Source organism: Flavobacterium pectinovorum (assembly GCF_900142715.1).
Taxonomy (GTDB): Bacteria; Bacteroidota; Bacteroidia; order Flavobacteriales; family Flavobacteriaceae; genus Flavobacterium; species Flavobacterium pectinovorum.
The window spans coordinates 705,131-727,886 of sequence record NZ_FRBX01000002.1 but is presented as its reverse complement, the minus strand read 5'-3'; the positions used below and the strand labels follow the sequence as shown (position 1 = coordinate 727,886).

General features: G+C 31.6%; 21 protein-coding genes. 13 read left to right on the top strand and 8 right to left on the bottom strand.

Features of this window, described 5'->3' with window-relative positions; all coding sequences use genetic code 11:
- Positions 1–11: 11 nt before the first annotated feature.
- Positions 12–1,247, top strand: a complete 1,236-nt coding sequence (gene rodA / locus BUE22_RS09740; protein ID WP_042566108.1) for a rod shape-determining protein RodA — start codon at positions 12–14, stop codon at positions 1,245–1,247.
- 279 nt (positions 1,248–1,526) lie between these two features.
- On the opposite strand, the gene BUE22_RS09735 is transcribed toward rodA, so the two are convergent.
- From BUE22_RS09735 to xrtF, 6 genes are all read right to left on the bottom strand, one after another.
- Entirely contained in the window at positions 1,527–2,207 is a 681-nt protein-coding gene (locus BUE22_RS09735) for a DedA family protein (protein WP_042566107.1), read from the bottom strand.
- A 131-nt stretch (positions 2,208–2,338) separates the two neighbouring features.
- Positions 2,339–2,680 carry a heavy-metal-associated domain-containing protein gene (locus BUE22_RS09730; protein WP_073394872.1) on the bottom strand — a complete coding sequence of 114 codons (342 nt, stop codon included), beginning with the start codon at positions 2,678–2,680 and terminating at the stop codon, positions 2,339–2,341.
- Positions 2,681–2,748: 68 nt separating this feature from the next.
- Complete coding sequence (locus tag BUE22_RS09725) at positions 2,749–4,755, bottom strand: TonB-dependent receptor plug domain-containing protein (RefSeq protein WP_073394871.1); 2,007 nt, start codon at positions 4,753–4,755, stop codon at positions 2,749–2,751.
- Positions 4,756–4,859: 104 nt separating this feature from the next.
- Complete coding sequence (locus tag BUE22_RS09720) at positions 4,860–5,258, bottom strand: HYC_CC_PP family protein (protein ID WP_073394870.1); 399 nt, start codon at positions 5,256–5,258, stop codon at positions 4,860–4,862.
- Between the two features lie 45 nt (positions 5,259–5,303).
- The gene (locus BUE22_RS09715) at positions 5,304–5,750 is read right to left on the bottom strand and encodes an exosortase F system-associated membrane protein (RefSeq protein ID WP_073394869.1); all 447 of its coding nucleotides are present in this window, start codon (positions 5,748–5,750) and stop codon (positions 5,304–5,306) included.
- Complete coding sequence (xrtF, locus tag BUE22_RS09710; RefSeq protein WP_073394868.1) at positions 5,740–6,276, bottom strand: exosortase family protein XrtF; 537 nt, start codon at positions 6,274–6,276, stop codon at positions 5,740–5,742. The genes BUE22_RS09715 and xrtF overlap by 11 nt, the downstream gene beginning before the upstream one ends.
- A gap of 71 nt (positions 6,277–6,347) precedes the next feature.
- On the opposite strand from xrtF, the gene BUE22_RS09705 reads away from it, so the two are divergent.
- The 4 genes from BUE22_RS09705 to BUE22_RS09690 all read left to right on the top strand — a co-directional run bounded on the left by BUE22_RS09705 (position 6,348) and on the right by BUE22_RS09690 (position 10,293).
- Positions 6,348–6,803 (top strand): GAF domain-containing protein, encoded by a 456-nt coding sequence (locus BUE22_RS09705; RefSeq protein WP_073394867.1) that lies wholly within the window; start codon positions 6,348–6,350, stop codon positions 6,801–6,803.
- Between the two features lie 100 nt (positions 6,804–6,903).
- The gene (locus BUE22_RS09700; protein ID WP_243396781.1) at positions 6,904–7,515 is read left to right on the top strand and encodes a hypothetical protein; all 612 of its coding nucleotides are present in this window, start codon (positions 6,904–6,906) and stop codon (positions 7,513–7,515) included.
- Positions 7,516–7,729: 214 nt separating this feature from the next.
- The gene (gene rpsO / locus BUE22_RS09695; RefSeq protein ID WP_042566099.1) at positions 7,730–7,996 is read left to right on the top strand and encodes a 30S ribosomal protein S15; all 267 of its coding nucleotides are present in this window, start codon (positions 7,730–7,732) and stop codon (positions 7,994–7,996) included.
- Positions 7,997–8,157: 161 nt separating this feature from the next.
- Positions 8,158–10,293 carry a polyribonucleotide nucleotidyltransferase gene (locus BUE22_RS09690; RefSeq protein ID WP_073394864.1) on the top strand — a complete coding sequence of 712 codons (2,136 nt, stop codon included), beginning with the start codon at positions 8,158–8,160 and terminating at the stop codon, positions 10,291–10,293.
- 113 nt (positions 10,294–10,406) lie between these two features.
- Here the strand turns inward: BUE22_RS09690 and BUE22_RS09685 are convergent, their stop codons facing one another.
- Entirely contained in the window at positions 10,407–11,009 is a 603-nt protein-coding gene (locus tag BUE22_RS09685) for a CDP-alcohol phosphatidyltransferase family protein (RefSeq protein WP_207761262.1), read from the bottom strand.
- Positions 11,010–11,111: 102 nt separating this feature from the next.
- On the opposite strand from BUE22_RS09685, the gene BUE22_RS09680 reads away from it, so the two are divergent.
- From BUE22_RS09680 to rpe, 8 genes are all read left to right on the top strand, one after another.
- Positions 11,112–12,074 carry a helix-turn-helix domain-containing protein gene (locus BUE22_RS09680; protein WP_073394862.1) on the top strand — a complete coding sequence of 321 codons (963 nt, stop codon included), beginning with the start codon at positions 11,112–11,114 and terminating at the stop codon, positions 12,072–12,074.
- A gap of 179 nt (positions 12,075–12,253) precedes the next feature.
- Complete coding sequence (locus tag BUE22_RS09670) at positions 12,254–12,997, top strand: hypothetical protein (protein WP_073394860.1); 744 nt, start codon at positions 12,254–12,256, stop codon at positions 12,995–12,997.
- 5 nt (positions 12,998–13,002) lie between these two features.
- Complete coding sequence (locus BUE22_RS09665) at positions 13,003–15,783, top strand: TonB-dependent receptor (protein WP_073394858.1); 2,781 nt, start codon at positions 13,003–13,005, stop codon at positions 15,781–15,783.
- Between the two features lie 5 nt (positions 15,784–15,788).
- Positions 15,789–16,985 carry a DUF4249 domain-containing protein gene (locus BUE22_RS09660; protein WP_073394856.1) on the top strand — a complete coding sequence of 399 codons (1,197 nt, stop codon included), beginning with the start codon at positions 15,789–15,791 and terminating at the stop codon, positions 16,983–16,985.
- A 61-nt stretch (positions 16,986–17,046) separates the two neighbouring features.
- Positions 17,047–18,222: a DUF4249 domain-containing protein gene (locus BUE22_RS09655; RefSeq protein WP_073394854.1), complete on the top strand. Its 1,176-nt coding sequence runs from the start codon at positions 17,047–17,049 to the stop codon at positions 18,220–18,222.
- 26 nt (positions 18,223–18,248) lie between these two features.
- Positions 18,249–19,964, top strand: coding sequence for a hypothetical protein (locus BUE22_RS09650; RefSeq protein WP_243396780.1), 1,716 nt, complete (start codon positions 18,249–18,251; stop codon positions 19,962–19,964).
- Between the two features lie 141 nt (positions 19,965–20,105).
- Positions 20,106–20,969, top strand: coding sequence for a sigma-70 family RNA polymerase sigma factor (locus BUE22_RS09645; protein WP_007804760.1), 864 nt, complete (start codon positions 20,106–20,108; stop codon positions 20,967–20,969).
- 330 nt (positions 20,970–21,299) lie between these two features.
- On the top strand, positions 21,300–21,962 hold the full coding sequence (gene rpe, locus BUE22_RS09640) for a ribulose-phosphate 3-epimerase (RefSeq protein WP_073394850.1): 663 nt from the start codon (positions 21,300–21,302) through the stop codon (positions 21,960–21,962).
- On the opposite strand, the gene BUE22_RS09635 is transcribed toward rpe, so the two are convergent.
- A complete protein-coding gene (locus BUE22_RS09635; protein WP_073394848.1) occupies positions 21,939–22,736 on the bottom strand; it encodes a DNA/RNA non-specific endonuclease in 798 nt (265 codons plus the stop codon). The genes rpe and BUE22_RS09635 overlap by 24 nt on opposite strands.
- Positions 22,737–22,756: the final 20 nt, after the last annotated feature.

Genomic DNA, 22,756 nt, shown 5'->3' with positions numbered 1-22,756 from the left:
GGTTATTTCAAATGAGAAATCAAAGTGTAAAAAATAATATTGATTGGATAAGTGTCTTTATCTACATTGCCTTAGTAACTCTGGGTTGGCTGAATATATATTCATCTTCCCTATTGTCTACAGATGGCACTTACGAAAAACAATTAATATTTATTGCCTGTACTATTCCGTTAATACTTGTTGTTCTGTTTGTAGACGGTAAGTTTTACGAAAAATACGCCAGTATTATATTTGGTGTTTCCTTGTTATCCTTAGCGGGATTGTTTCTTTTTGGAAAAACAATAGCCGGACAAAGATGCTGGTATGCCATTGGAAGTTTTACAATTCAGCCATCTGAGTTTGCAAAAGCTGCAACATCATTGGCTTTGGCCAAATATTTAAGTGACAGTCAAATTAACTTAAAGGAAACAAACAGACAAATTCAGGCATTGGCCATTGTGTTTTTGCCCGTGCTTTTAATTTTACCACAACCCGATCCCGGAAGTGCTTTAATCTATAGTATTTTTATTGTTGTTTTGTTTAGAGAAGGATTACCTTCATGGTATGTCTGGACAGGCTTTATAACTATATTATTATTTGTATTAACGCTGGTTTTAGAACCTTATGTTGTTATACTAATTTCTTTAGGAGTATTAATAATTATACATTTTAAAGGCCGGGCTGTAGATCGAAATCTACTTTTAAGCACGATACTTTTGGCTTTGATTTCAGGTTTTGTTTTATCTGTCGATTATGTTTTTGACAACGTTTTTAAACAGCATCATAGAGACCGTTTTAATATTTTACTAGGAAAAACAGTTGACATGAAAGGTATTGGATACAATACCAATCAATCTGAAATTGCAATTGGATCTGGTGGCTGGATAGGAAAAGGCTTTTTAGAAGGGACTCAAACCAAAGGAGGTTTTGTACCAGAACAACATACCGATTATATTTTTACAACCGTTGGAGAAGAGTGGGGTTTTGCCGGATCACTTGTTGTTATTCTTCTTTTTGCCGGATTGCTTTTAAGAGTGATTTATTTAGCCGAAAGACAGAAGACGAAGTTTAGCCGGGTTTATGGTTATTGCGTTGCAGGAATTCTGTTTATTCACTTTTTTGTAAATATAGCAATGGTTGTGGGCATCTTCCCTACTATCGGGGTTCCGTTGCCGTTCTTTTCGTATGGAGGTTCCGGACTTTGGGGATTCACTATTTTGTTGTTTATCTTCTTAAAAATGGATGCTAACAAGGTTAATGAATGGTAAACATACATTAAATTTCAATCCCGAAGCCTCGGGATAAATTCCAAATTCTAATTGATATAAAAAAATCCAAGTTTATGACTTGGATTTTTTATGCCTATATTTTATGCTTTCAATTTAAAAACTATCTATCGCTATAGAATGGGTAAAAACTAAACATTGTGGAGAACATTAATTTTTATTCTGATTTTACCACTACGCAGACTTTCAAATTAATTCATTTTGCTTCATAAAAAAAGTCCGAAGTTAAAACTTCGGACTTTTCACTATATATGATTTCAATTATATTTTTTCAATTGGTCTTTTCTTTAATAATTTAAGAAGAACCGGGAATGTAGAAATTATTACAATTATAATGATGATATATTCAATATGCTCTTTTAAATTTATTCCTTGTTTTAAAAACACGCCATATAAGTAATGTCCGGAAAAAATCAATAAGAAGGACCATAAAACTGAACTCAGAACATTATAAAACATAAATTTCTTTTTGTCCATCGAAACTATACCTGCAATAATTGGAGCGAAAGTTCTAAAAATAGGTAAAAACCTAGCGTAGATAATAGCTTTTCCTCCATACTTTTCAAAGAAATCTTTTGACTGTAATAAATATTTCTTTTTGAACCAGAAAGAATCTTCTTTTTTAAATAAATAATATCCGCTTTTAGCACCAAACCAATAACCGGTCATATTTCCAAGAACTCCCATTATAGCAACCAAAATTGAAAGTATAAAAACATTTATAAAATCACTTGGAATATAAACTACATTTTGAATTAAATCACGACTGTAAATACCTGCTAAAAACAACAAACTATCTCCGGGAAGAAAAAAACCAGCAAAAAGTCCTGTTTCGGCAAAAACTATAAACAAAACAATATACAAACCAATTTGGAAACCTCCAATGCTTAAAGTAATATAGAATTCAGGGTTAATTAATTGGGTCCAATCAAAATTATTCATAAAATGGTTTGGTTACATTTATAGTTGGTGAAAGTAACAATAATTTACTTTAACCACAATAAAATACGGTATTTTAAAGATAAATTAACTATTCAAAGAAGCCCAGGCTATCAAACCTGGGCTTTAAATTATTAACCTCTTTCGTACTTACAACAAGAGTGCAAATTATCGTAATCTTCCTGAGTTGCTTTTACTTCTTTTGTATCATGACCGACTTTGGCAATGGCTTTATTTAAATCAGCAGGCGAAGATTTCTCTTCATTTAATATTACACTTAATTGATGTGTATTAATATCCCAGTTGGCTGTTTTTACACCTGGAACACTATAAGCAGCTTTTTCGATTCGCTTTTTACATTGCTCACAATTTCCGTTTACTTCTGTTGTATATTTTAAGTTCTTGTTTTTTTTAGTTTGGGCCTGAGCCGAAAATCCTAAAAAAGTGATCATCGCAATTAAAATTAAATTTTTCATATTATTATTTGTTGTTATTGAATTGATTTTTAAAATTGATATCGATATTCATTGACATTGTTATTGAATTATTTTATTTTAAATCGTAATCCTGCATAATACATTTGTCCGTAAATAGGCGCATATGCAATCGAAGCGTCAAAATTTGGACCAAAAGGATTATCTGCTCCTAAAATAGCCTTTTCTTGTTTATAGTTTCCAATATTTTCTCCACCAATATAAATTTCAAAAACAGGAGAAAAAACTCTTGTTACCTGAACATTCATCACAGCATAAGAAGGAGAAAAATCAGGAAATTGATCTGCAGCAGGGTTTGTAGCCGTGTATGGCAATTGTTGTTTGCCTGACCAGTTAAAAGTATAATCGAATTTCCATTGTTTATCATCGTTAAGATTGGTTTCGTATTCCAGATTTCCTAGAAAACGATGTTTGGCCTGCAACGGACGCTGAAAAGTTCCTCGCAAATAATCGGTCTGAATGTCATAATATTTATAAGCTGTTCGCAAATTCAGATTATGTGCTAACTCATAATTAAACTCAACCTGCAGACTATTCGCAAATGAATTTCCTTTTAAATTATAAAACAAAACTTCCTGCGGACTTTGCATTAAATCGACAACGGCCTGATTTTGAAAATCGGTTCTGTAAAAATCAAAACCCGCATCGGCATTTTTATTAAAAACTTTAAATTTTTGAGAGAAACTGACACCATAATTCCATGCAATTTCAGGATTTAGTCCATACGTTTTTCCGTTATTATCTAAAATTGAAAAAGTTCTTGAACTCGCAAAAAGCTGTTGATTTTCGGCAAAAATATTGGCAGAACGTTTTCCTCTTCCGGCAGAAAAACGAATTACTCCATTTTTCCAAGGATTGTATCGCATGTGTAAACGTGGCGTAACGAAAAAACCAAGGCGGTTATGATTATCAACCCTTCCTCCTAAAATCAAACTAAAATTATCGGTGTTGTCATATGTATATTCAAAAAATGCTCCAACTGAATTATCAATTCTGCTATAATCATTTACATTCACAAATTCCTGATATTGATCGTAAGTGAAATTTAAACCTGTCGTGAATTTATGTTTGGTATTATTGATAATCGAATTGAAAATTAAATTCGAATAATAACTATTTTGCCTAATATCATATTGATTTAAACCAAAATACGAATCTTGATTATGACTGTTAAAAGCATTTTGAAAACCGATACTTTGATAAGGCATATCTTTAAAAACATAACCAATTTTAGTAGAAACCTCAAAACGTTCGGTATTAATTTCTGATCCCCAGAAATTCGTTGTCCCGCGATCTCTGTCTTTATCAAAATCGACTTCTCCGGTTTGTTTTTTATCATTCATATATCTGAAATTGATAAAACTCACCAATCCGCTTTCGGGATCATAATACTGATATCTGTTTAAAACATTGATTTGTTTCCCTAACGGATTATCTAAAAATCCGTCATCGTTCATATCATTCTTCGCTACTCGCGTATTTCCGTGTACAAACAAACTTGTTGCCCATTTATCAGATAATTTTTTATTGAAATGCGTATTTAGCTCAAAACGAGAATCTGTAGAACCGTAGGCGTTCAGAAAAAACGGAATATCGCTTAAAGGTTTTAAAAGCTCTGTGTTTATTTGTCCCGAAATACTTTCGTAACCGTTAATAACACTTCCTGCTCCTTTTGTAATCTGAACACTTTCTATCCAGGTTCCGGGTGTAAATGATAATCCGTAAACCTGAGAAGCGCCACGAACTGAAGGGATATTTTCTTCGGTAATCATTAAATACGGACTTGTTAAACCCAACATTTTAATTTGTTTGGTTCCTGTTAAGGCATCAGAAAAATTAACATCAATTGATGGATTTGTTTCGAAACTTTCGGCCAGATTACAACATGCCGCTTTCAGTAATTCTTTACTGGTTATTGTGGTTGTATTTGCCGTGAGCGTATAGGATTTTTTTATTCCTTTTTGCTTTTTTGTAATTTTCACTTCCTCCAAATCTTCTTGCGAAAACACAGAAACAGAAAGCAAAGTCATCACAAAAAGCATGATATTTTTTTGCATAAAAAAATGATTTTAATTATTTAGAAAATGCTGTTTTTGAATTCTCAGAGAAATAAAAACAGTGGATTACAAGCCAAAGTCAGGCTTGATTCTAAACATTAAAATCAGGCGTAAAAAATATATTGTTGATATAATTGATATAAAGGAGGCGCATTCGCATCAGAATAATACGAAATGATTTGATTGCTTTTGAAAATAGGAATTGATAAAAAAGCAATTGGTTTAAACTCCTGAATTATTGCAGAAAAAGCAATCTGAAAAAAGAATATTTTGATAGTGGCATCATCTGATTTTTTTTCAAAATGAACTACTTTGTCTTTACAACAAGAAGATTTTTTTTCGGATGCTCCACAACATTTTTTTTCAGAGGAAACAGAAGCTGTGGTATTTAATGAAACAGAAGCAATTTTTCCTCCGCAATAATGCACATCAAAAGCAAACCCAATGTTGGAAACCAACAATAGGAAAGCTAAAAATAGTCCTGTGCACTTTTTTAAATTCATATTGCAAAACTATTTAAAAAGCTTCGAAAAAGCGCAAAAAAAATGTTATTTTTTGAGATTTTGCTGCTGATAATAAAAAGCCGGAATAAATAACAGCACAAATATTGGCTGAATAATAAATCGTCTTATATAGAAAAGAATCCAACTTCCTTCCGGATAAAATTTCAGAATTGTGAAAAACATACCGAAAAGCAGCAATAAAAAGAAGACGTATAAAACGGAACTGAATTTAATTATCTCAACATCTTCAAACAAAGAATAAATTAACACTAAAGACAATACTGTATTCAAAAAATACCGAAATAAAAGTCCTCCAAAAAGCCTCAAAAGGTCAACTTCGGGAAAAGGCAAACTTTTAAAATCAGATTCAAAATAAACTAAAAAAGGATCATAAAAAAGCTGATTTTCAAAAGCTCTGATAATTCCGAAACAGTTTACAATTACAATTGCTATTATAATTTTCCACTTATGTTCGAATATGTTATTTAGCATATTTTGAAAATTTATTCACCCAAATGATCCACAAAATAAAAACTACTCCGTAAATAACTAATGGAAAAAGAACTCCATGCAGAATATGTTCTTTTTCGGGGAAATGAAATAATAACACCGTTAGTAATGCAATTCGAATTACATTTAACAGATATATGATAAGGATTCCAAAAAGAATAAAAAACAAAGTGGTTTTAAATTTTCCTGAAAATGCAACTATAAAAGATATAAATAATATAATAACACTTATGGCATTACAGCCTTCTATGATTCTCAATGTATATCTTTTGTTGTACCAAACCTCTATATAAGGATTCGTGATACTTTTGAAAATTTTAATATCACAATTAAACAAATCCATTAACTGGTTAACATTATGACCAACAACATTTGTTATTCCGTCAACATCATTGATTTCAAAACTATTCAAATAGAATTTATAAACTACCGTAAGCAATATATAAACACCAAAAAAAGTGCTAATAAAAATTAGAAATGGCTTGAATTGTAATAAATATTTTCTCAAAGGATTTTTTTTTCAAATTTATATATTTTTTAACTTCGGCTTTAAATACTTTTGTATAAAATTTTTATACCATGACATTTCAGGAATTACAACCGAAAATAAGCACTATAGTAGCTGAAAACAACATTGTTAGAGACGAAAAACTTTTGGCAATTTGTCAATTATTAAATGCAAATGTAGAATATTATAACTGGGTTGGTTTTTATTTTGCCAATCACGAAAACAAAACCCTTCATTTAGGCCCTTATGTTGGTGCAGAAACAGATCATACTGTGATTCCGTTTGGAAAAGGAATTTGCGGACAGGTTGCAGAAAGTAATGCCAATTTTGTAGTACCTGATGTTGCTGCTCAGGATAATTATATTGCATGCAGCTTTACAGTAAAGTCTGAAATCGTTGTTCCTTTATTTGTAAACGGTGTAAATATTGGTCAGATTGATATTGACAGCCATGTTATAGATCCTTTTACAGAGGCTGATGAACGATTTTTAGAATTTGTAAATCAAGAAGTTGCTAAACTATTCTAAAAGGGCTATTTTTAATAAAAAATAGAACTGAATGAAGAGAAACATATTACTCCTTTTGCTTCTGATAATTTCAGCTAATCTGTTTTCACAAATTAATGTAATGTCTAAGAAAATTTTTCTTGACTCATTAAATCGTGAAACAACGCCCGAAAACTACAGTTACACACGAATAATTACGAATTATTCTCAAAAAAGTGCAAGATACGTTGTTACCGACTTCTACAAAAACGGAAGAAAGAAAATGACAGGTACTACTTTAGACAGGGATATTTTAAAAAAAGATGGAGAGTTTATCTGTTATTATAAAAATGGGGCAAAAGAATCTGTCGTAAATTATTTAGAAGATCATAAATCAGGCAAAGAAATTAATTGGTACGAAAACCAAAGCAAAAAATGGGAGAAACAGAATCTCTGGGATTCAAAAACAAAAAAATCCCAAACTTTAATTCTTAATTACTGGGATGAAAATAAGAATCAAACTGTAATTGATGGAAACGGAGAATATGAAGAAACAGATAAATATACAACACAAAAAGGAACTATTAAAAACGGACTAAAACAAGGTACGTGGCAAGGGAGTGACATTTTGCGCAAGATTACCTTTATTGATAATTATGATCGGGGCGTTTTAATTTCGGGCGTTAGTATCGATGAAAACAATGTGAAATCTTCGTATTCTTCTTTAGATAAGAAACAAGCAGGCAGAAAATAATTATAATCGTAATAGTTAGATCATTATATGTAATACCTATTACAGTACCAATTAACAATCTAAAAAAGATCGAATATTGCTCAAAAAACAAAATTTGGTATTCTATTTTAAGATTCTCTTATTTTTGTTTGATTCTTTTGTTTTTTTACCTTATTTTTGCACCCGTCTTACAAAAGATGTATGACATACATAAAAATCATTAAATAATATTGGAATGTATTTAACTAAAGAAAAGAAAGAAGAGATTTTCGCACAACACGGTGGTGCAACAAACACTGGAAGCGCAGAAGGTCAGATTGCATTGTTCACTTACAGAATTTCACACTTAACTGAGCACTTGAAAAAAAATCGTCACGATTACAACACAGAGCGTTCTCTTGTACTATTAGTAGGTAAAAGAAGATCTTTGTTGGATTACTTGAAAAAGAAAGAGATCAACAGATATCGTGAGATTATCAAAGTATTGAATATCAGAAAATAATCAATATAGAAAAGAGGTGCGAAAGTGCCTCTTTTTGTTTTTAGATTACAAGCATTTTATAAGAAAAAAAGTTTGGTTTTTCATTGGGTTTTAGAAACAACAACTACACACAACAACTACAACACAACTAAAACCCATTGTATAACCAATAAGGAAAAATTATGATTCCACAATTATTTGTAGAAAAGATCGATTTAGGTGATGGCAGAAGCATCACAATCGAGACGGGGCGTTTAGCAAAACAAGCTGATGGTTCGGTAGTAGTAAGAATGGGCGACACGATGATACTTGCAACAGCAGTATCTGCACGTAGCGCTAACCCAGCGGTTGATTTTTTACCATTAACGGTAGATTACCGCGAAAAATTTGCAGCAGCAGGTCGTTTTCCAGGAGGTTTCTTTAAAAGAGAAGCTCGCCCTAGCGATAGCGAAGTATTAACAATGAGATTAGTTGACCGTGTTTTACGTCCGCTTTTCCCAGATGATTACCATGCTGAAACACAAGTTATGATTCAGTTAATGTCTCATGACGAAGAAGTTATGCCAGACGCTTTAGCTGGTTTAGCTGCATCTGCAGCATTAGCAGTTTCAGATATTCCATTTTATAACTTAATTTCTGAAGTTCGTGTTGCACGTATCGACGGAAAATTTGTAATCAACCCAAGCAGAACAGAATTAGAAAAATCAGACATCGACATGATGATTGGAGCTTCTTTGGATTCTGTAGCAATGGTTGAAGGAGAGATGAAAGAAATTTCAGAAGCTGAAATGGTTGAAGCAATTAAATTTGCTCACGAAGCTATTAAAGTTCAAATTCAGGCACAATTGCGTTTGCAGGCTGCTTTTGGTAAAAAAGAAATTCGTACTTACGAAGGTGAGAAAGAAAACGAAGAAATTTACAAAAAAGTAAAAGCTGCTGCATACGATAAAATATACGCTATTGCAAAAGTTGGTTCAGCTAAACATGAAAGAAGCGCTGCATTTGCTGAAGTAAAAGAAGAAGTAAAAGCTTTATTTACTGAAGAAGAATTAGCTGCTGATGGAGATTTAGTTTCTAAATATTTCTACAAAACAAACAAAGAAGCTGTTCGTAATGTAGTATTAGAATTAGGTGTTCGTTTAGATGGTAGAAAAACTACTGATATCAGACCAATCTGGTGTGAAATTGATTATTTACCAAGAGTTCACGGTTCTTCTTTATTTACACGTGGAGAAACTCAGGCTTTGGCTACTGTAACTTTAGGAACTTCCAGAGAAGCTAACCAAATTGACTCTCCATCTGAACAAGGAGAAGAAAAATTCTACTTACACTATAACTTCCCTCCTTTCTCAACTGGTGAAGCAAAGCCATTAAGAGGAACTTCAAGAAGAGAAGTTGGTCATGGTAACTTAGCTCAAAGAGCTTTAAAAAATATGATTCCTGTTGATTGTCCTTACACAATTCGTATTGTTTCTGAAGTTTTAGAATCTAATGGTTCTTCTTCTATGGCAACAGTTTGCGCTGGTACAATGGCATTAATGGATGCTGGAGTTCAAATGGTAAAACCAGTTTCTGGAATTGCTATGGGATTAATTACTGATGGTGAGAAATTTGCTGTATTGTCTGATATTTTAGGCGATGAAGATCACTTAGGAGATATGGACTTTAAAGTAACCGGAACTGCTGACGGTATTACAGCTTGTCAAATGGATATCAAAATTGACGGATTACGTTATGATATTATGGAGCAGGCTTTAGGGCAAGCACGTGATGGTCGTTTACACATTTTAGGTAAACTTACTGAAACTATCGCTGCACCAAGAGCTGATGTAAAAGCTCATGCACCAAAAATCATTACCAGAACTATCCCTGGAAACTTTATTGGAGCCTTAATTGGACCTGGTGGAAAAGTAATTCAGGAATTACAAAAAGCTACAGGAACAACTATTGTGATCAACGAAGTTGATGAGCAAGGTGTTATCGAAATCTTAGGTACAGATCCTGCCGGAATTGAAGCAGTATTGGCTAAAATTAAGTCAATCACTTTTAAACCACAAATGGGAGAAGCTTACGAAGTTAAAGTAATTAAAATGTTAGATTTTGGAGCTGTTGTAGAATATACATCTGCACCAGGAAATGAAGTTTTATTACACGTTTCTGAATTAGCTTGGGAACGTACTGAAAACGTTACTGATGTTGTAAACATGGGAGATGTTTTTGAAGTGAAATACTTAGGTGTTGACCCTAAAACTAAAAAAGAAAAAGTGTCAAGAAAAGCACTTTTACAAAGACCTCCACGTGAGGAGAAAAAAGAGTAATCAGATCTTAGTTTACTAAAGGTTTATTCATAGAAAACCCCAATTCATTTATTTGACTTGGGGTTTTTCGTTTTTATCTTTTTTCAATTCATAACAAATCAACTTTTCAAAAACTATCCATTAAACAATTTGTGTCTTTTTATTGATTTTCCTTCTCTAATTAAATAAGCATGATAAGAGCTTGGAACATCATGTGTCCATTTAGGTAAAAAATAAATTATCAGATAAACATCAATATGCCCCACTATTCCAAAAAATACTGCAAGAAAAAAAGGAATTCCGGCATAACCAAAACCTATCATGGAGACAAATGCGAGTAACAATGTTACCCCCCATAATTTAGATAAAATAGCATGAGTACAAGTTTCTTTTCTAAATTTTAGAATACTAAAAACATATGTCAGACCTTCCATTACAAAAATTGAAATAATCGCATATTTATGTTCAATAATAATTTCTGGATTTAATAACCACGTGCACCAACCTACACAAATCCAAAAAATTAAATCGACCTGACTATCCATTCGACGTAATTTTTCTGATGACACACCTACTCTTCTGGCAATAATACCATCAAAAACATCCGTTAATAATCCGAAGATCATTAATGACACTAAAATCATTCTAACATGCACAAAATTAGTGCTCGCAATTAGAATCATTATGAAACCTAACAATAATCTAATAAGAATAAGCAATAAAGGAACTTTTTTCATTTCTATAATTTTAATAATTCCCAACAAACCTATTGCAATTATCGCATTTTGATTTGTGCAAAATAATAATAACAATTTGTATATTTGTGATTATCGCAAATTATGAAACATCAGGAATCCTTTTTAAAATCAATTCGAAACAAAATTCCAAAATCTACTTCTCTAATAGATGAGATTGCTACCGTTTTAGAAATCAGTTACGATGCATCGCACCGAAGAATATCCGGAAAAAGTAAATTTTCATTGGATGAAACTATTAAACTAGCCAATCATTTTAATATTTCAATGGATAATTTATATGCGAAAAAGGAAAATATTATTGTTGAGAAAACAATTGAAATAGAAACATTAAAAGATATGCTTCAGTATTTCAAAAGATCGGCAGAGCAAATTGAAATATTAACGAAAGATTCTAATACCGTATTATTTTATTCTGCAAAAGACATTCCTCTATTTTATTTCATGGACGGAACCATATTATCAAAATTTAAAGCTTTTGTCTGGCTTAATCTTTTAAATACAAATCCAAAAAAAGTTTCCTTTGAAAATTTTGTCATTGAAGAATCCTTTACAGAATACATGCAAAAACTAAAAACTGTATACGAAAATGTCCGTGTAAATGAAATATGGAATGATACTACCATCAACAGCAGTCTACAACAAATTCTGTATTTTTATGAAGCAGGATTACTTAGTCTAAAAAATGCAAATGCCCTGTGTAAAGATTTAAAGAGAATCATTAATTTAATACAGGAAAAATGCAATGAACCCAATACCAATTTTGCAATTTATTATAATGAGTTGATTTTACTAAATAATAACATGCTCATAGAAACCGATCAAAAGTTAACGATGTTTGTACCTTATACGCTACTAGGTTATTTTATAACTGATAATGAAGATGGCTGCAAAAATGTACATCAGTTTTTCAAACAACAAATCACAAATTCAAAACCCTTAGGGCAATCTGGAATAAAAGAGCAAAATTTATTTTTTAATCGAGCCATTAGAAAGATAGAGTATTATCTGGAGAAGATAAATTCGCAGGTAGATCTATTATTTTAAAAGCAGATATTAAATACGTAATTTATTCACATAAAATCCTAATTCATTTATTTGAATTGGGATTTTCCTTATAAAAAAACAAACATTAAATGACATTTTAACACTTATCCGTGAAATTTGTAACATTTTTTTGATACTTTTGGAATCGCCAAAACCAAACATTAAAACCACACAATCCTTTGAAAAATTATCAAAAAAAATCTGCATTCCTTATTTTATTTGGATTATTCTTAAACATTTCCATTATTCACAGTCAAACTAGCAATGATGTTGCTATTTACAATTGGTTTGACAAAACAATAGGGAAAGAGAATCTGGACATCATTAACGGCATCCCGCACACCAATCCTTACAGAACAACCGGAGATAGTCATTTGTATTATATTGACCAATACGAATTAGGAACCCTTAATTATGAAGGACAATTATATTACAACGTAAAACTAAAATATGATATTTATAGAGATATTTTGGTTTTAAATCCTTTTGGAGAATCAGAAAGTATTGGTATAAATGTTATCACTACCAAAGTTGGATCTTTTTCTATTAAAGATAAAAACTTTGTGAATATCGATAAAAAAGATCTGGCGGTTCCTGAATTTACAGCAGGTTACTATGAAGAAAATAAGATTTCGCCTGATTTTGTATTTTACATTAAGCATCATAAAAACCAAATAAAATCGATAAATGAAGGTGTCTTACTTTATACTTTTAAAGAAAACACATCATACTTTCTTGATTTAAAAGGTAAAATTTATTCTATAAAAAGCAAAAACGATATCATCAAACTGTTTCCAGATCAAAAAAAACAAATCAATGGGTTTTATTTAATGAATAGAGAACTTAGAAAATCTGACGAAAATCAATTTATGAGAAATTTGATGAAATATATTAGTAATTCTCTTTCCATTCAAACCAAATAAGACAAATGAAAAAATTTCTACTCGCCTTAATTATTTTATTCTCATTTCAATTATCTGTTGCTCAAAATACGAATGAGAAAATATCTATTACTTTTAAAGATGAAACTCTTGAAAGTGCATTAAAAGCAATTGAAACAAAAACATCTTACAAGATTTATTTTGATCATACATGGGTTGGCGCTAATAAAGAGTTGATAAACGGAACTTATACCGACGTTAAAATTGATGAGATACTGGATAAAATTTTAAATAAAACCGATTTAAATTTTATCATTCTAAAAAACAAAATCATTCTAACACTAAATAGCACAATTCACGATGATTTGCCTGCTAATTATTTTTCTGACGCTCCGATTGAAACTCCGAGCAACGATAATAATAGTGACAATCCTGTTTTTTATCAGCAATATGACTCATTAAACAGTTACAGCGTTACAAAAAAAGCATCTATTGTTTTTATTGGAAAGGAAAACAAGGATATAACCAAGAAAAACTATACTGTTTCTGGTTCTATAAAAAATGCCGAAACCGGTAAACCCGAAGCCAACATATACATTAAGGTAAAAAATAAAAACATCAGTACTTCTAGTGATCCTGATGGAAATTATACTTTGCAACTTCCGAGAGGAATCAATGTTATTGAAATAAAATCATTAAGCCACAAGGATGTATCCAAAACTTTAATGGTTTATGATGATGGTACTTTTGATATTAATGTTAATGACAAATCAAATCAGTTAGACGAAGTTGTAATTAATAAAAAAGGAAGAAAACAAACTGAAACTGCTGTTTCGGGCTTGGTTTCTATTGATATTGAAGGAATAAAAAATGTTCCTTTGATTCTTGGTGAAAGAGACATTTTAAAAGTTGCAACTACTTTTCCTGGTATTAAAACAACGGGAGAAGGATCGGCGGGATTCAACGTTAGGGGAGGAAAAGACGATCAAAACTTAATTCTTTTAGACAATGCTGTACTTTATAATCCACAACACTTTTTAGGTTTTTTCTCTGCCATAAACCCTTATACTGCCAAAAAAGCCGACATCTATAAAGGAAGTATTCCTGCTGATTTTGGCGGAAGATTATCATCTGTATTTGATATTACAACCAAAAACGGAAATCCTGAAAAGTTTTCAGGTGAAGGTGCAATTGGTCCAATTACATCAAACCTTACACTTAGTTTGCCAATAGAAAAAAACAAATCAAGTATTATTTTTGGAGGTCGTGCAACCTATTCAGATTGGATTTTAAAATCTTTAGATGATGAAAATCTTAAAAATAGTCAGGCTGGTTTTTATGACGGAATCCTTAAATACAATAACGCTATTAACAGCAATAACAATCTTGAAGCTACGGCTTATTATAGCCATGACCGTTTTAGTTTGGATACAGATTCTATTTATAAATACAGCAACAGACTTGCTTCATTAAAATGGGATCATACTTTCAACAAAAAAAGCAAAGCAGCTTTAATTTTTACAAATAGTGAATATAAGTTTAATATTGATTATGATTCAGATAATGTTGATTCATTTGATTTTGGATATAAAGTAAGCGAGTCGCAAGTACAGTTGAAATTCAATTATCAATTAACTCCAAAACATAATTTATCGTACGGTATTGCAAGTAAATTATACAATATTGCTCCAGGATACCAACATCCTAAAAATCCTGAATCTCTTTTAATTTCTACCGATATTGAAAAAGAAAGGGCACTAGAATCTGCCATTTATTTAGCCGACAGCTACAAATTAAGCGATAAATTATTGCTTGATTTAGGTTTGCGATATTCTTATTATGCAGCTCTGGGAGAAGCTAATATAAATTCTTATCAGGAAGGTTTGCCTTTAAGCAACGAAACTGTAACGGGAACTACACATTATAAAAAAAATGAAGTTATAAAAACATATGGAGGCTTAGAACCTCGTTTGGCGGCACGTTATTTTATTACCGAAGATTTCTCGATAAAAGCCGGCTATGACATGACCAGACAGTACATTCATCTTTTATCAAGCAATGTAACACAATCACCTACAGATACCTGGAAATTATCAGATTCGAATGTTGCGCCACAAACCGCACAACAAGTTTCTTTAGGTTTGTTTAAAAATCTAAAAGATGAAGAATATGAAATTAGTCTTGAAGGATATTACAAAAGATCTAAAAACATTCTTGATTACAAAGTTGGAGCACAGCTTGTTTTAAATGAAAATGTAGAAACAGAATTATTGCAAGGAGAAGGAAAAGCTTATGGAGTTGAACTTTTATTGAAGAAAACAACCGGAAGATTAAACGGGTGGATTGGCTATACATACTCACGCACACTTATTAAACTTGACAGCCAGTTTAGTTCAGAAAAAGTAAATAACGGAAATTATTTCCCTGCAAATTTTGATAAGCCTCATGATTTAAGTGCGATTTTAAATTATAAATTTACAAGACGTTATAGTTTGTCAACTAACTTTTTATATCAAACGGGAAGACCTATTACTTATCCTATTGGAACTTATCAATATGGAAATGCCCAATATACCTTGTATAGCGACAGAAATGCTTATAGAATTCCTGACTATATTCGTCTGGATATCGGAATTAACATTGAAGGAAACCATAAAATAAAAAAACTGGCTCATAGCTTCTGGAACATATCAGTTTATAATGTTTTAGGAAGAAATAATCCGTACTCAATTTATTTTGTCACTGACCAAAGTGGAAAAGTAAAAGGCTATAAAACATCAATTTTCTCAATACCTGTACCAAGTATTACTTATAATTTTAAATTTTAATTTAAATGAAAAATTATAAACTAAATAATATTCTGGTTTTCATTCTATTAGTTATTCTCTGTAATAGCTGTACAGAAGCATATCCGCTGCTAACTAATAGCTACGAAGAGGCTTTAGTAGTTGAAGCTACTATAACTAATGAATTAAAAACCCAGGAAATAAAACTCACTAAAACTGCCAAGTTTGAGGATGAAAGTTATCTTCCTGAAAGTGGCGCAGAAGTTTTTATAACCGATGATTCCGGTAATCAGTATAACTTTAAAGAAGACGCTGAAAAATATATTTCTACAGTAGAATTTCAAGCTGTACCAGAAAGAAAATATCAATTACATATTAATACCAAAGATGGAAGATCGTTTGAATCGTCTCCTGAAACTTTAACTACCATTAATCCGATGCAAGAAGTAACTGCTGCAGTTGAAGCTAAAGATAATGTGAATGGAGTAAGTATTAGAATAAAAAGTTTCGATGCTGCACACGCATCAACCTATTATCGATATGAATACGAGGAAACCTATAAGATTGTCACTCCAAAATGGAGACCAATAAAAGCAGAACTAAGTCCCACCGGCTCACTTATTTTCCTTACAAATTCACCAGATACAAAAGTTTGTTATGGAAGTAAAAAAAGCACAGACATTCTTTTAGTTAATACAAATGATTTAAGTGAAGATCGTGTTGATTTTCTGGCACGATTCATTAGTGATCAGGATTATATAATGACAACCAGATATAGTATTCTGGTAAGACAATATATTGAAAGTTTAGCAGCCTTTAATTACTATACAACCTTAAAAAAATTATCAGGTCCTGAAAGTATTTTATCTCCAACGCAACCGGGACTTTTATTAGGAAACATACAATCTACTAACAATCTGAACAACAAAATAGTGGGATATTTTGATGTTACATCAGTATCAACAGAAAGAATTTATTTTAATTATGCTGATTTATTTCCAGGCAAAGGCGCACCGCCATATGTTACAGATTGTCAAGAATATTGTTACGGTGATCCTGAAGCAGGACAAGTTCCTGAGCCATGCACACATGTAAAATCGCCTGTAGAAGATTTAGCATTAGGCTATGTAACTTATTTCACAGGAATTGATGGTGCAGGTTCATTTAGCTATTGGGTTAATGCTCCTTGTGGAGATTGTACCACTTTTGCATCGAATATAAAACCAACTTTCTGGACAGATTAACATTTTCAATTCTAATAAAAAAATGAAAAGTTTCTAAATCAAAAAGTGCAAAATTTAAGTAATGAAAATCCATAAAATAAAAAATATAATCCTTTTTGCTTTTCTTGCCATCCTTTTAAATGGATGTACAGAAACGTATCCGCTTTTGACTAACACATATGAAGAAATAATTGTTGTTGAAGCCACTTTAACTAACGAACTTAAAAACCAGGAAATAAAAATTACCAAAACTTCAAGATTTGAAGATGATGGTATTGAACCCGAAACTGGTGCAAAAGTTGTCGTTAAAGATGATCAGAACAATGAATATTTGTTTGAAGAAAATGCAGGAACTTACAAATCTCAAACTGCTTTTGCCGCAGCTCCGGATAGACAATACACATTGGAAATTACCACAAAAGACAGGAAAATTTACCAATCAACGCCACAAACCTTAACAGCTGTAAATCCAATTGAAAGCGTTGTGCCATCGCTTGCAACAAATAAGAATAATGAAACCGGAATTCAGATTAATGTAAATAGTTATGATGAAAACAAGAGTTCAAAATACTATCGTTATGAATATGAAGAAACCTATAAAATTGTTGCGCCAAGATGGAACTCTTTAAAAATTATAGCAACTGGACCACAAACAGTTGCGTTGATTAACAATGATCCAAGTACGAGAATTTGTTATTCAACTCAAAAATCGAGCGATATTATTTTAGTAAATACTAACAATCAGACAGAAGACAGGGTAAACTTACCAATTCGCTTTATTCAAGAAGATAATTATATCATTGGCCACAGATATAGCATACTGGTTAAACAATATATAGAAAATTTAGAGGCTTATACTTTCCATAGAATATTAAGAGATATAGCAGGGTCATCAAGCATTTTATCTCCAAAACAGCCTGGTTTATTATCAGGAAATATAAAATGCATTAGTGATTCTAACACAAAAGTTATTGGTTTTTTTGATGTCGCTTCTTACTCTGAAACTAGGATATTTTTTAATTACAATGATTTTTTTCCTGCTAAACCGGCACCTTATTTCAATACATGTGAAGATATTCCTTTTCTGTTTTGCTTTGCAGGAGAAGGCTGCGAGGGAGAAACTATGATTTACAACATCAATAGAAACCTCATGACGTATATTGGTAACAGCGCACTAAATTACAGACTAGTAGACGCAGAATGCGGAGATTGCACATCATTTTCATCTAACATAATACCTTCATTTTGGACAGAATAAAATACCTTATTGCATTGTTTGTACTCATGAGTACACAATTCGTCGGAGCACAGCAAACCATCTCTTTAGATGAGACTGTTTTCATTCATTCAAATGCCACCACATTTGTTTCGGGTGAAACCTTATTGTATAAAATTTATTGTTTAAAATCTACAGATAAAACACCCAGCAATATTAGCAAAGTAGCCTATGTTGAACTTGTAGACAATAATAAAAAATCGGTATTTAAAACCAAAATTTCGCTGGAAAACTCAGTTGGACAGGGAGATTATTTTATTGCTACAACCTTAAAAACCGGAAATTACAAACTGATTGGTTACACAAACTGGATGTTAAACAAACCTGTTTCTGAGTTATTTCAATTAGACATCAATATCGTTAATCCGTATAAAATAACTGAAAAAGGAACTTCTGAGAATACTTTAACTTCAAATGCCGTTAATTCTTCAAATAGTTCAGAAACCGCATCAAATCAAAGCAGTATCACAAATGAAAATGTTAAACTAAATTTGAATAAAAAAACATTTTCAAATCGTGAATTAGTTGATTTGAAAATTGAAACTTCAAATGCAGTTTTTGCAGACGGGAATTATTCTTTATCTGTTAGAAAGCTAGACAACATACCAACCAAAAGTCAAATCTCTGCTACAGATTTTGCAACAAAATCATCATATCCGGCATTACTTGATTTACAAAATAAAGATCAGAAAATAATTCTGCCTGAATTAAGAGGAGAAACTATTTCCGGAAAAATCACAGCACAAAATGGCAGCGATAAAATCGCAGACATAAGCGTTGGTTTGTCACTTCCGGGAAAATCTTTTGCCTTTAAAGTAGTAAAAACGGATGCTGAAGGAAATTTTATTTTCAACATAAATAAAACGTATTACACTCCGGATATTATTGTTCAGATAATTGATGAAAAAGCAATTAATTATAATCTGACTATAAATAACGCTCCGGAAATAGATTACTCGAAATTATCTTATGAGCAAAATGCTAATTTATCTTATGTGATCAAAGAAAGCCTTTTAGACAGATCTGTTTCAAGCCAGGTTGAAAATGCTTATTATCATAAAAAAGTAGATAACATTGAAAAAACACCAACTCTGGAAACGTTTTATTATCCTCTTGGAAAAGAATATGTTCTGGATGATTTTACCCGATTTAAAACATTAAAAGAAACGATGACCGAGGTTGCTACAGAAGTTTACCACAAACAAGTTGGCGATAAAACTTATTTACACGTAAATGATCCGAGTGTTTTTCCTCAATTACCTGATGCTGCATTAGTTTTGGTTGATGGATTATATTTAGAAAATCAAAATGATTTGATGATTTACAACATGAAAAACGTTTATAAAATCGATGTAATTATTGGAAGATATTATGTAGGTTCAAAATCTTTTAACGGTTTGGTTAGTTTCACCACTTTTGATAAAGATTTTAAAAGCACACAAAAAGGAAACTTTATCGCAAAACCTACTATACTAAGACCACAACCGAAGAAATTATACAACAAAATAGAGTATACTAATTCTAGTGATAACGCAAGAATTCCAGATTTCAGAAATCAATTGTTCTGGAATCCTGAAGTAGCTTTAAACAGCAACAATAATAATTCTTTTTACACGTCAGATATTTCAGGGACTTTTGAGGTAAGACTTGAAGGTTTTGCAAAAAATGGATCACCGGTTTCTTTAAAAGAAATTATCGAGATAAAAGACTCAACATCAAACTAAAAGATCAAATTATTAAATAAAAATTCCCGTTTCTAAACTTTAGAAACGGGAATTTTTATTTTTTTTCAAAAATATTTGTAACTTTTTCATAACTTATTACGTATAACTAATTGTACACTTTAAAAATAAGGAGACAATACAATGAGACAACTTAAAATCACCAAGCAGGTAACCAATCGTGAAACTGCATCGTTAGATAAATATCTACAAGAAATCGGAAAAGTTGACCTAATTACCGCTGATGAAGAGGTAGAATTAGCACAAAGAATAAAGGCTGGTGATCAAAGAGCTTTAGAAAAACTTACAAAAGCCAACCTACGTTTCGTAGTATCGGTAGCTAAACAATATCAAAATCAAGGATTAACACTTCCTGATTTAATTAACGAAGGAAACTTAGGTTTAATTAAAGCCGCTCAACGTTTTGATGAAACTCGTGGTTTCAAATTTATCTCTTATGCAGTTTGGTGGATTCGTCAATCGATCCTTCAGGCTTTGGCAGAACAATCCCGTATTGTTCGTTTACCATTAAACAAAATTGGTTCTATCAATAAAATCAACAAAATGTATGCGTTATTAGAGCAATCTAACGAGCGTCCGCCTTCTGCTGAAGAAATTGCAAAAGAACTTGACATGACTGTAAACGACGTAAAAGAGTCTATGAAAAACTCTGGTCGTCACTTATCTATGGATGCACCTCTTGTTGAAGGAGAAGATTCTAACCTTTACGACGTTTTACGTTCTGGAGAATCTCCAAACCCGGACAGAGAGTTAATTCACGAATCATTACGTACTGAAATTGAACGTTCATTAGAAACATTAACCCCTAGAGAGGCAGATGTTGTTCGTTTATATTTTGGTCTTGGAGATCAACACCCAATGACTTTAGAAGAAATTGGAGAAACTTTCGACCTAACTCGTGAGCGTGTTCGTCAGATTAAAGAAAAAGCAATCCGCAGATTAAAACACACTTCTAGAAGTAAAATCTTAAAAACATATTTAGGATAAATAATATTTTGTTTCAGGTTTCAAGTTTCATGTTGCTATGAGTAACCTGAAACTTGAAACTTGAAACCTTTTTAACGCAAACAACAGTTTGATTGACTGTTCGTTTTTTGATTGATGATTGAAACTCCGGCTGATTACCGGAGTTTTTTATTGCTTTTTTTAACCATTAAGATATTAAGTTAAATTAAGGAAGATCATTCAGTTTATAAAACTAAAAAAGGATATCAACTGCTACTTATTTTCTTAATCTCTTAATGGTTAGAAAAATAAAATTTTATTTTAAACAAACTAAAATCTACCTTTGCAAAAAATAACACACACAACTACACAATGAAGAATACACTTATTGCTCCTTCTGTTCTTGCAGCTGATTTTGCCAATTTACAACGTGATATCGAAATGATCAATAACAGCGAGGCTGATTGGTTTCATATTGATATTATGGATGGAGTTTTTGTTCCAAATATTTCTTTTGGAATGCCCGTTTTGGAAGCAATTTCCAAACATGCAAAAAAAACAATCGACGTACATTTGATGATTATTGATCCTGACAGATATATCAAAACTTTTGCTGATTTAGGTGCCAATATTTTAAGTGTACATTACGAAGCCTGTACACATTTACACAGAACACTTCAGGCCATCAAAGCCGAAGGAATGAAAGCAGGAGTTGCCATCAACCCTCATACTAATATTGATTTATTAGAAGATGTTATTAATGACATTGATTTAGTTTGTATTATGAGCGTTAATCCTGGTTTTGGAGGGCAATCTTTCATCGAAAACACTTATGCTAAAGTTAAAAAACTAAAAGATTTAATTACAAGAAAAGGTGCTTCGACAATTATCGAAATTGACGGTGGTGTAACCAATAAAAATGCAAAACAACTAGTAGAGGCCGGAGCTGATGTTTTAGTTGCAGGAAGCTTTGTTTTTAAAGCCGAAAACCCAACGCAAACTATTGCTGACTTAAAAGTCCTTACTACTTTTTAAATTTTTCAAATTCGGAAAGAAATTAATACCAGTCATTTTTTCTAAAGTTTCAATAGAAACTACAAAATCATAAAGTGACTTATCGCTATCTTCATTCGGAACTAAAAAAGCAATTGCTTTATGTTCTTTCCCTGATTTAGCCAAAATGATTTTATAAAAATATTTAGGAACAGATACTTTTTCTGTTCCTATTTTTTTATTCGAATCTTTCAGGATTCCGCCTGTAACCACATAAACATCATTATACTTACCTGCCCAATAACGTGTTTTCTGCTCTAATCTATTCCAGATCCCGCTATTAAAATCATGTCTTTGAGGCGAAATATTTGATGTATAAAAAGTATCATTATAAGCATCTTTATTAAACTCCATATCTCCAGCCGGACACAAATGGCCTTTGTCATATCCTGATTTTTTATAATTTCTCCAATCAGCAGAACCCGTTGTTACATTTGGATCTTCAACAAAATAAGGTCTTTTAAAATCATTATTTTTTAAATATTCTTTCTTTAATTCATAAGCAACCCATTCTGCCTGCTCAAATTTTTCATTATATGATAGTGTGTAATACTTATGCTTTACAATTTGGTTTGTCGTAGATGTTGGCAAATAAGAAACATTATAAAACGAATCTGTACTGCTTTGACTTGAAGCAAAAGATGGTGAATTATCTTTTTCAGATTCTTCAATTATAATTTCATTTTTCTCTTTCACATCACTTTTACAAGAAAACAATGCCAAGCCAATCAAACTAAACACAAGACTTTTTATCATATTATTTTAATTAAAGTTCA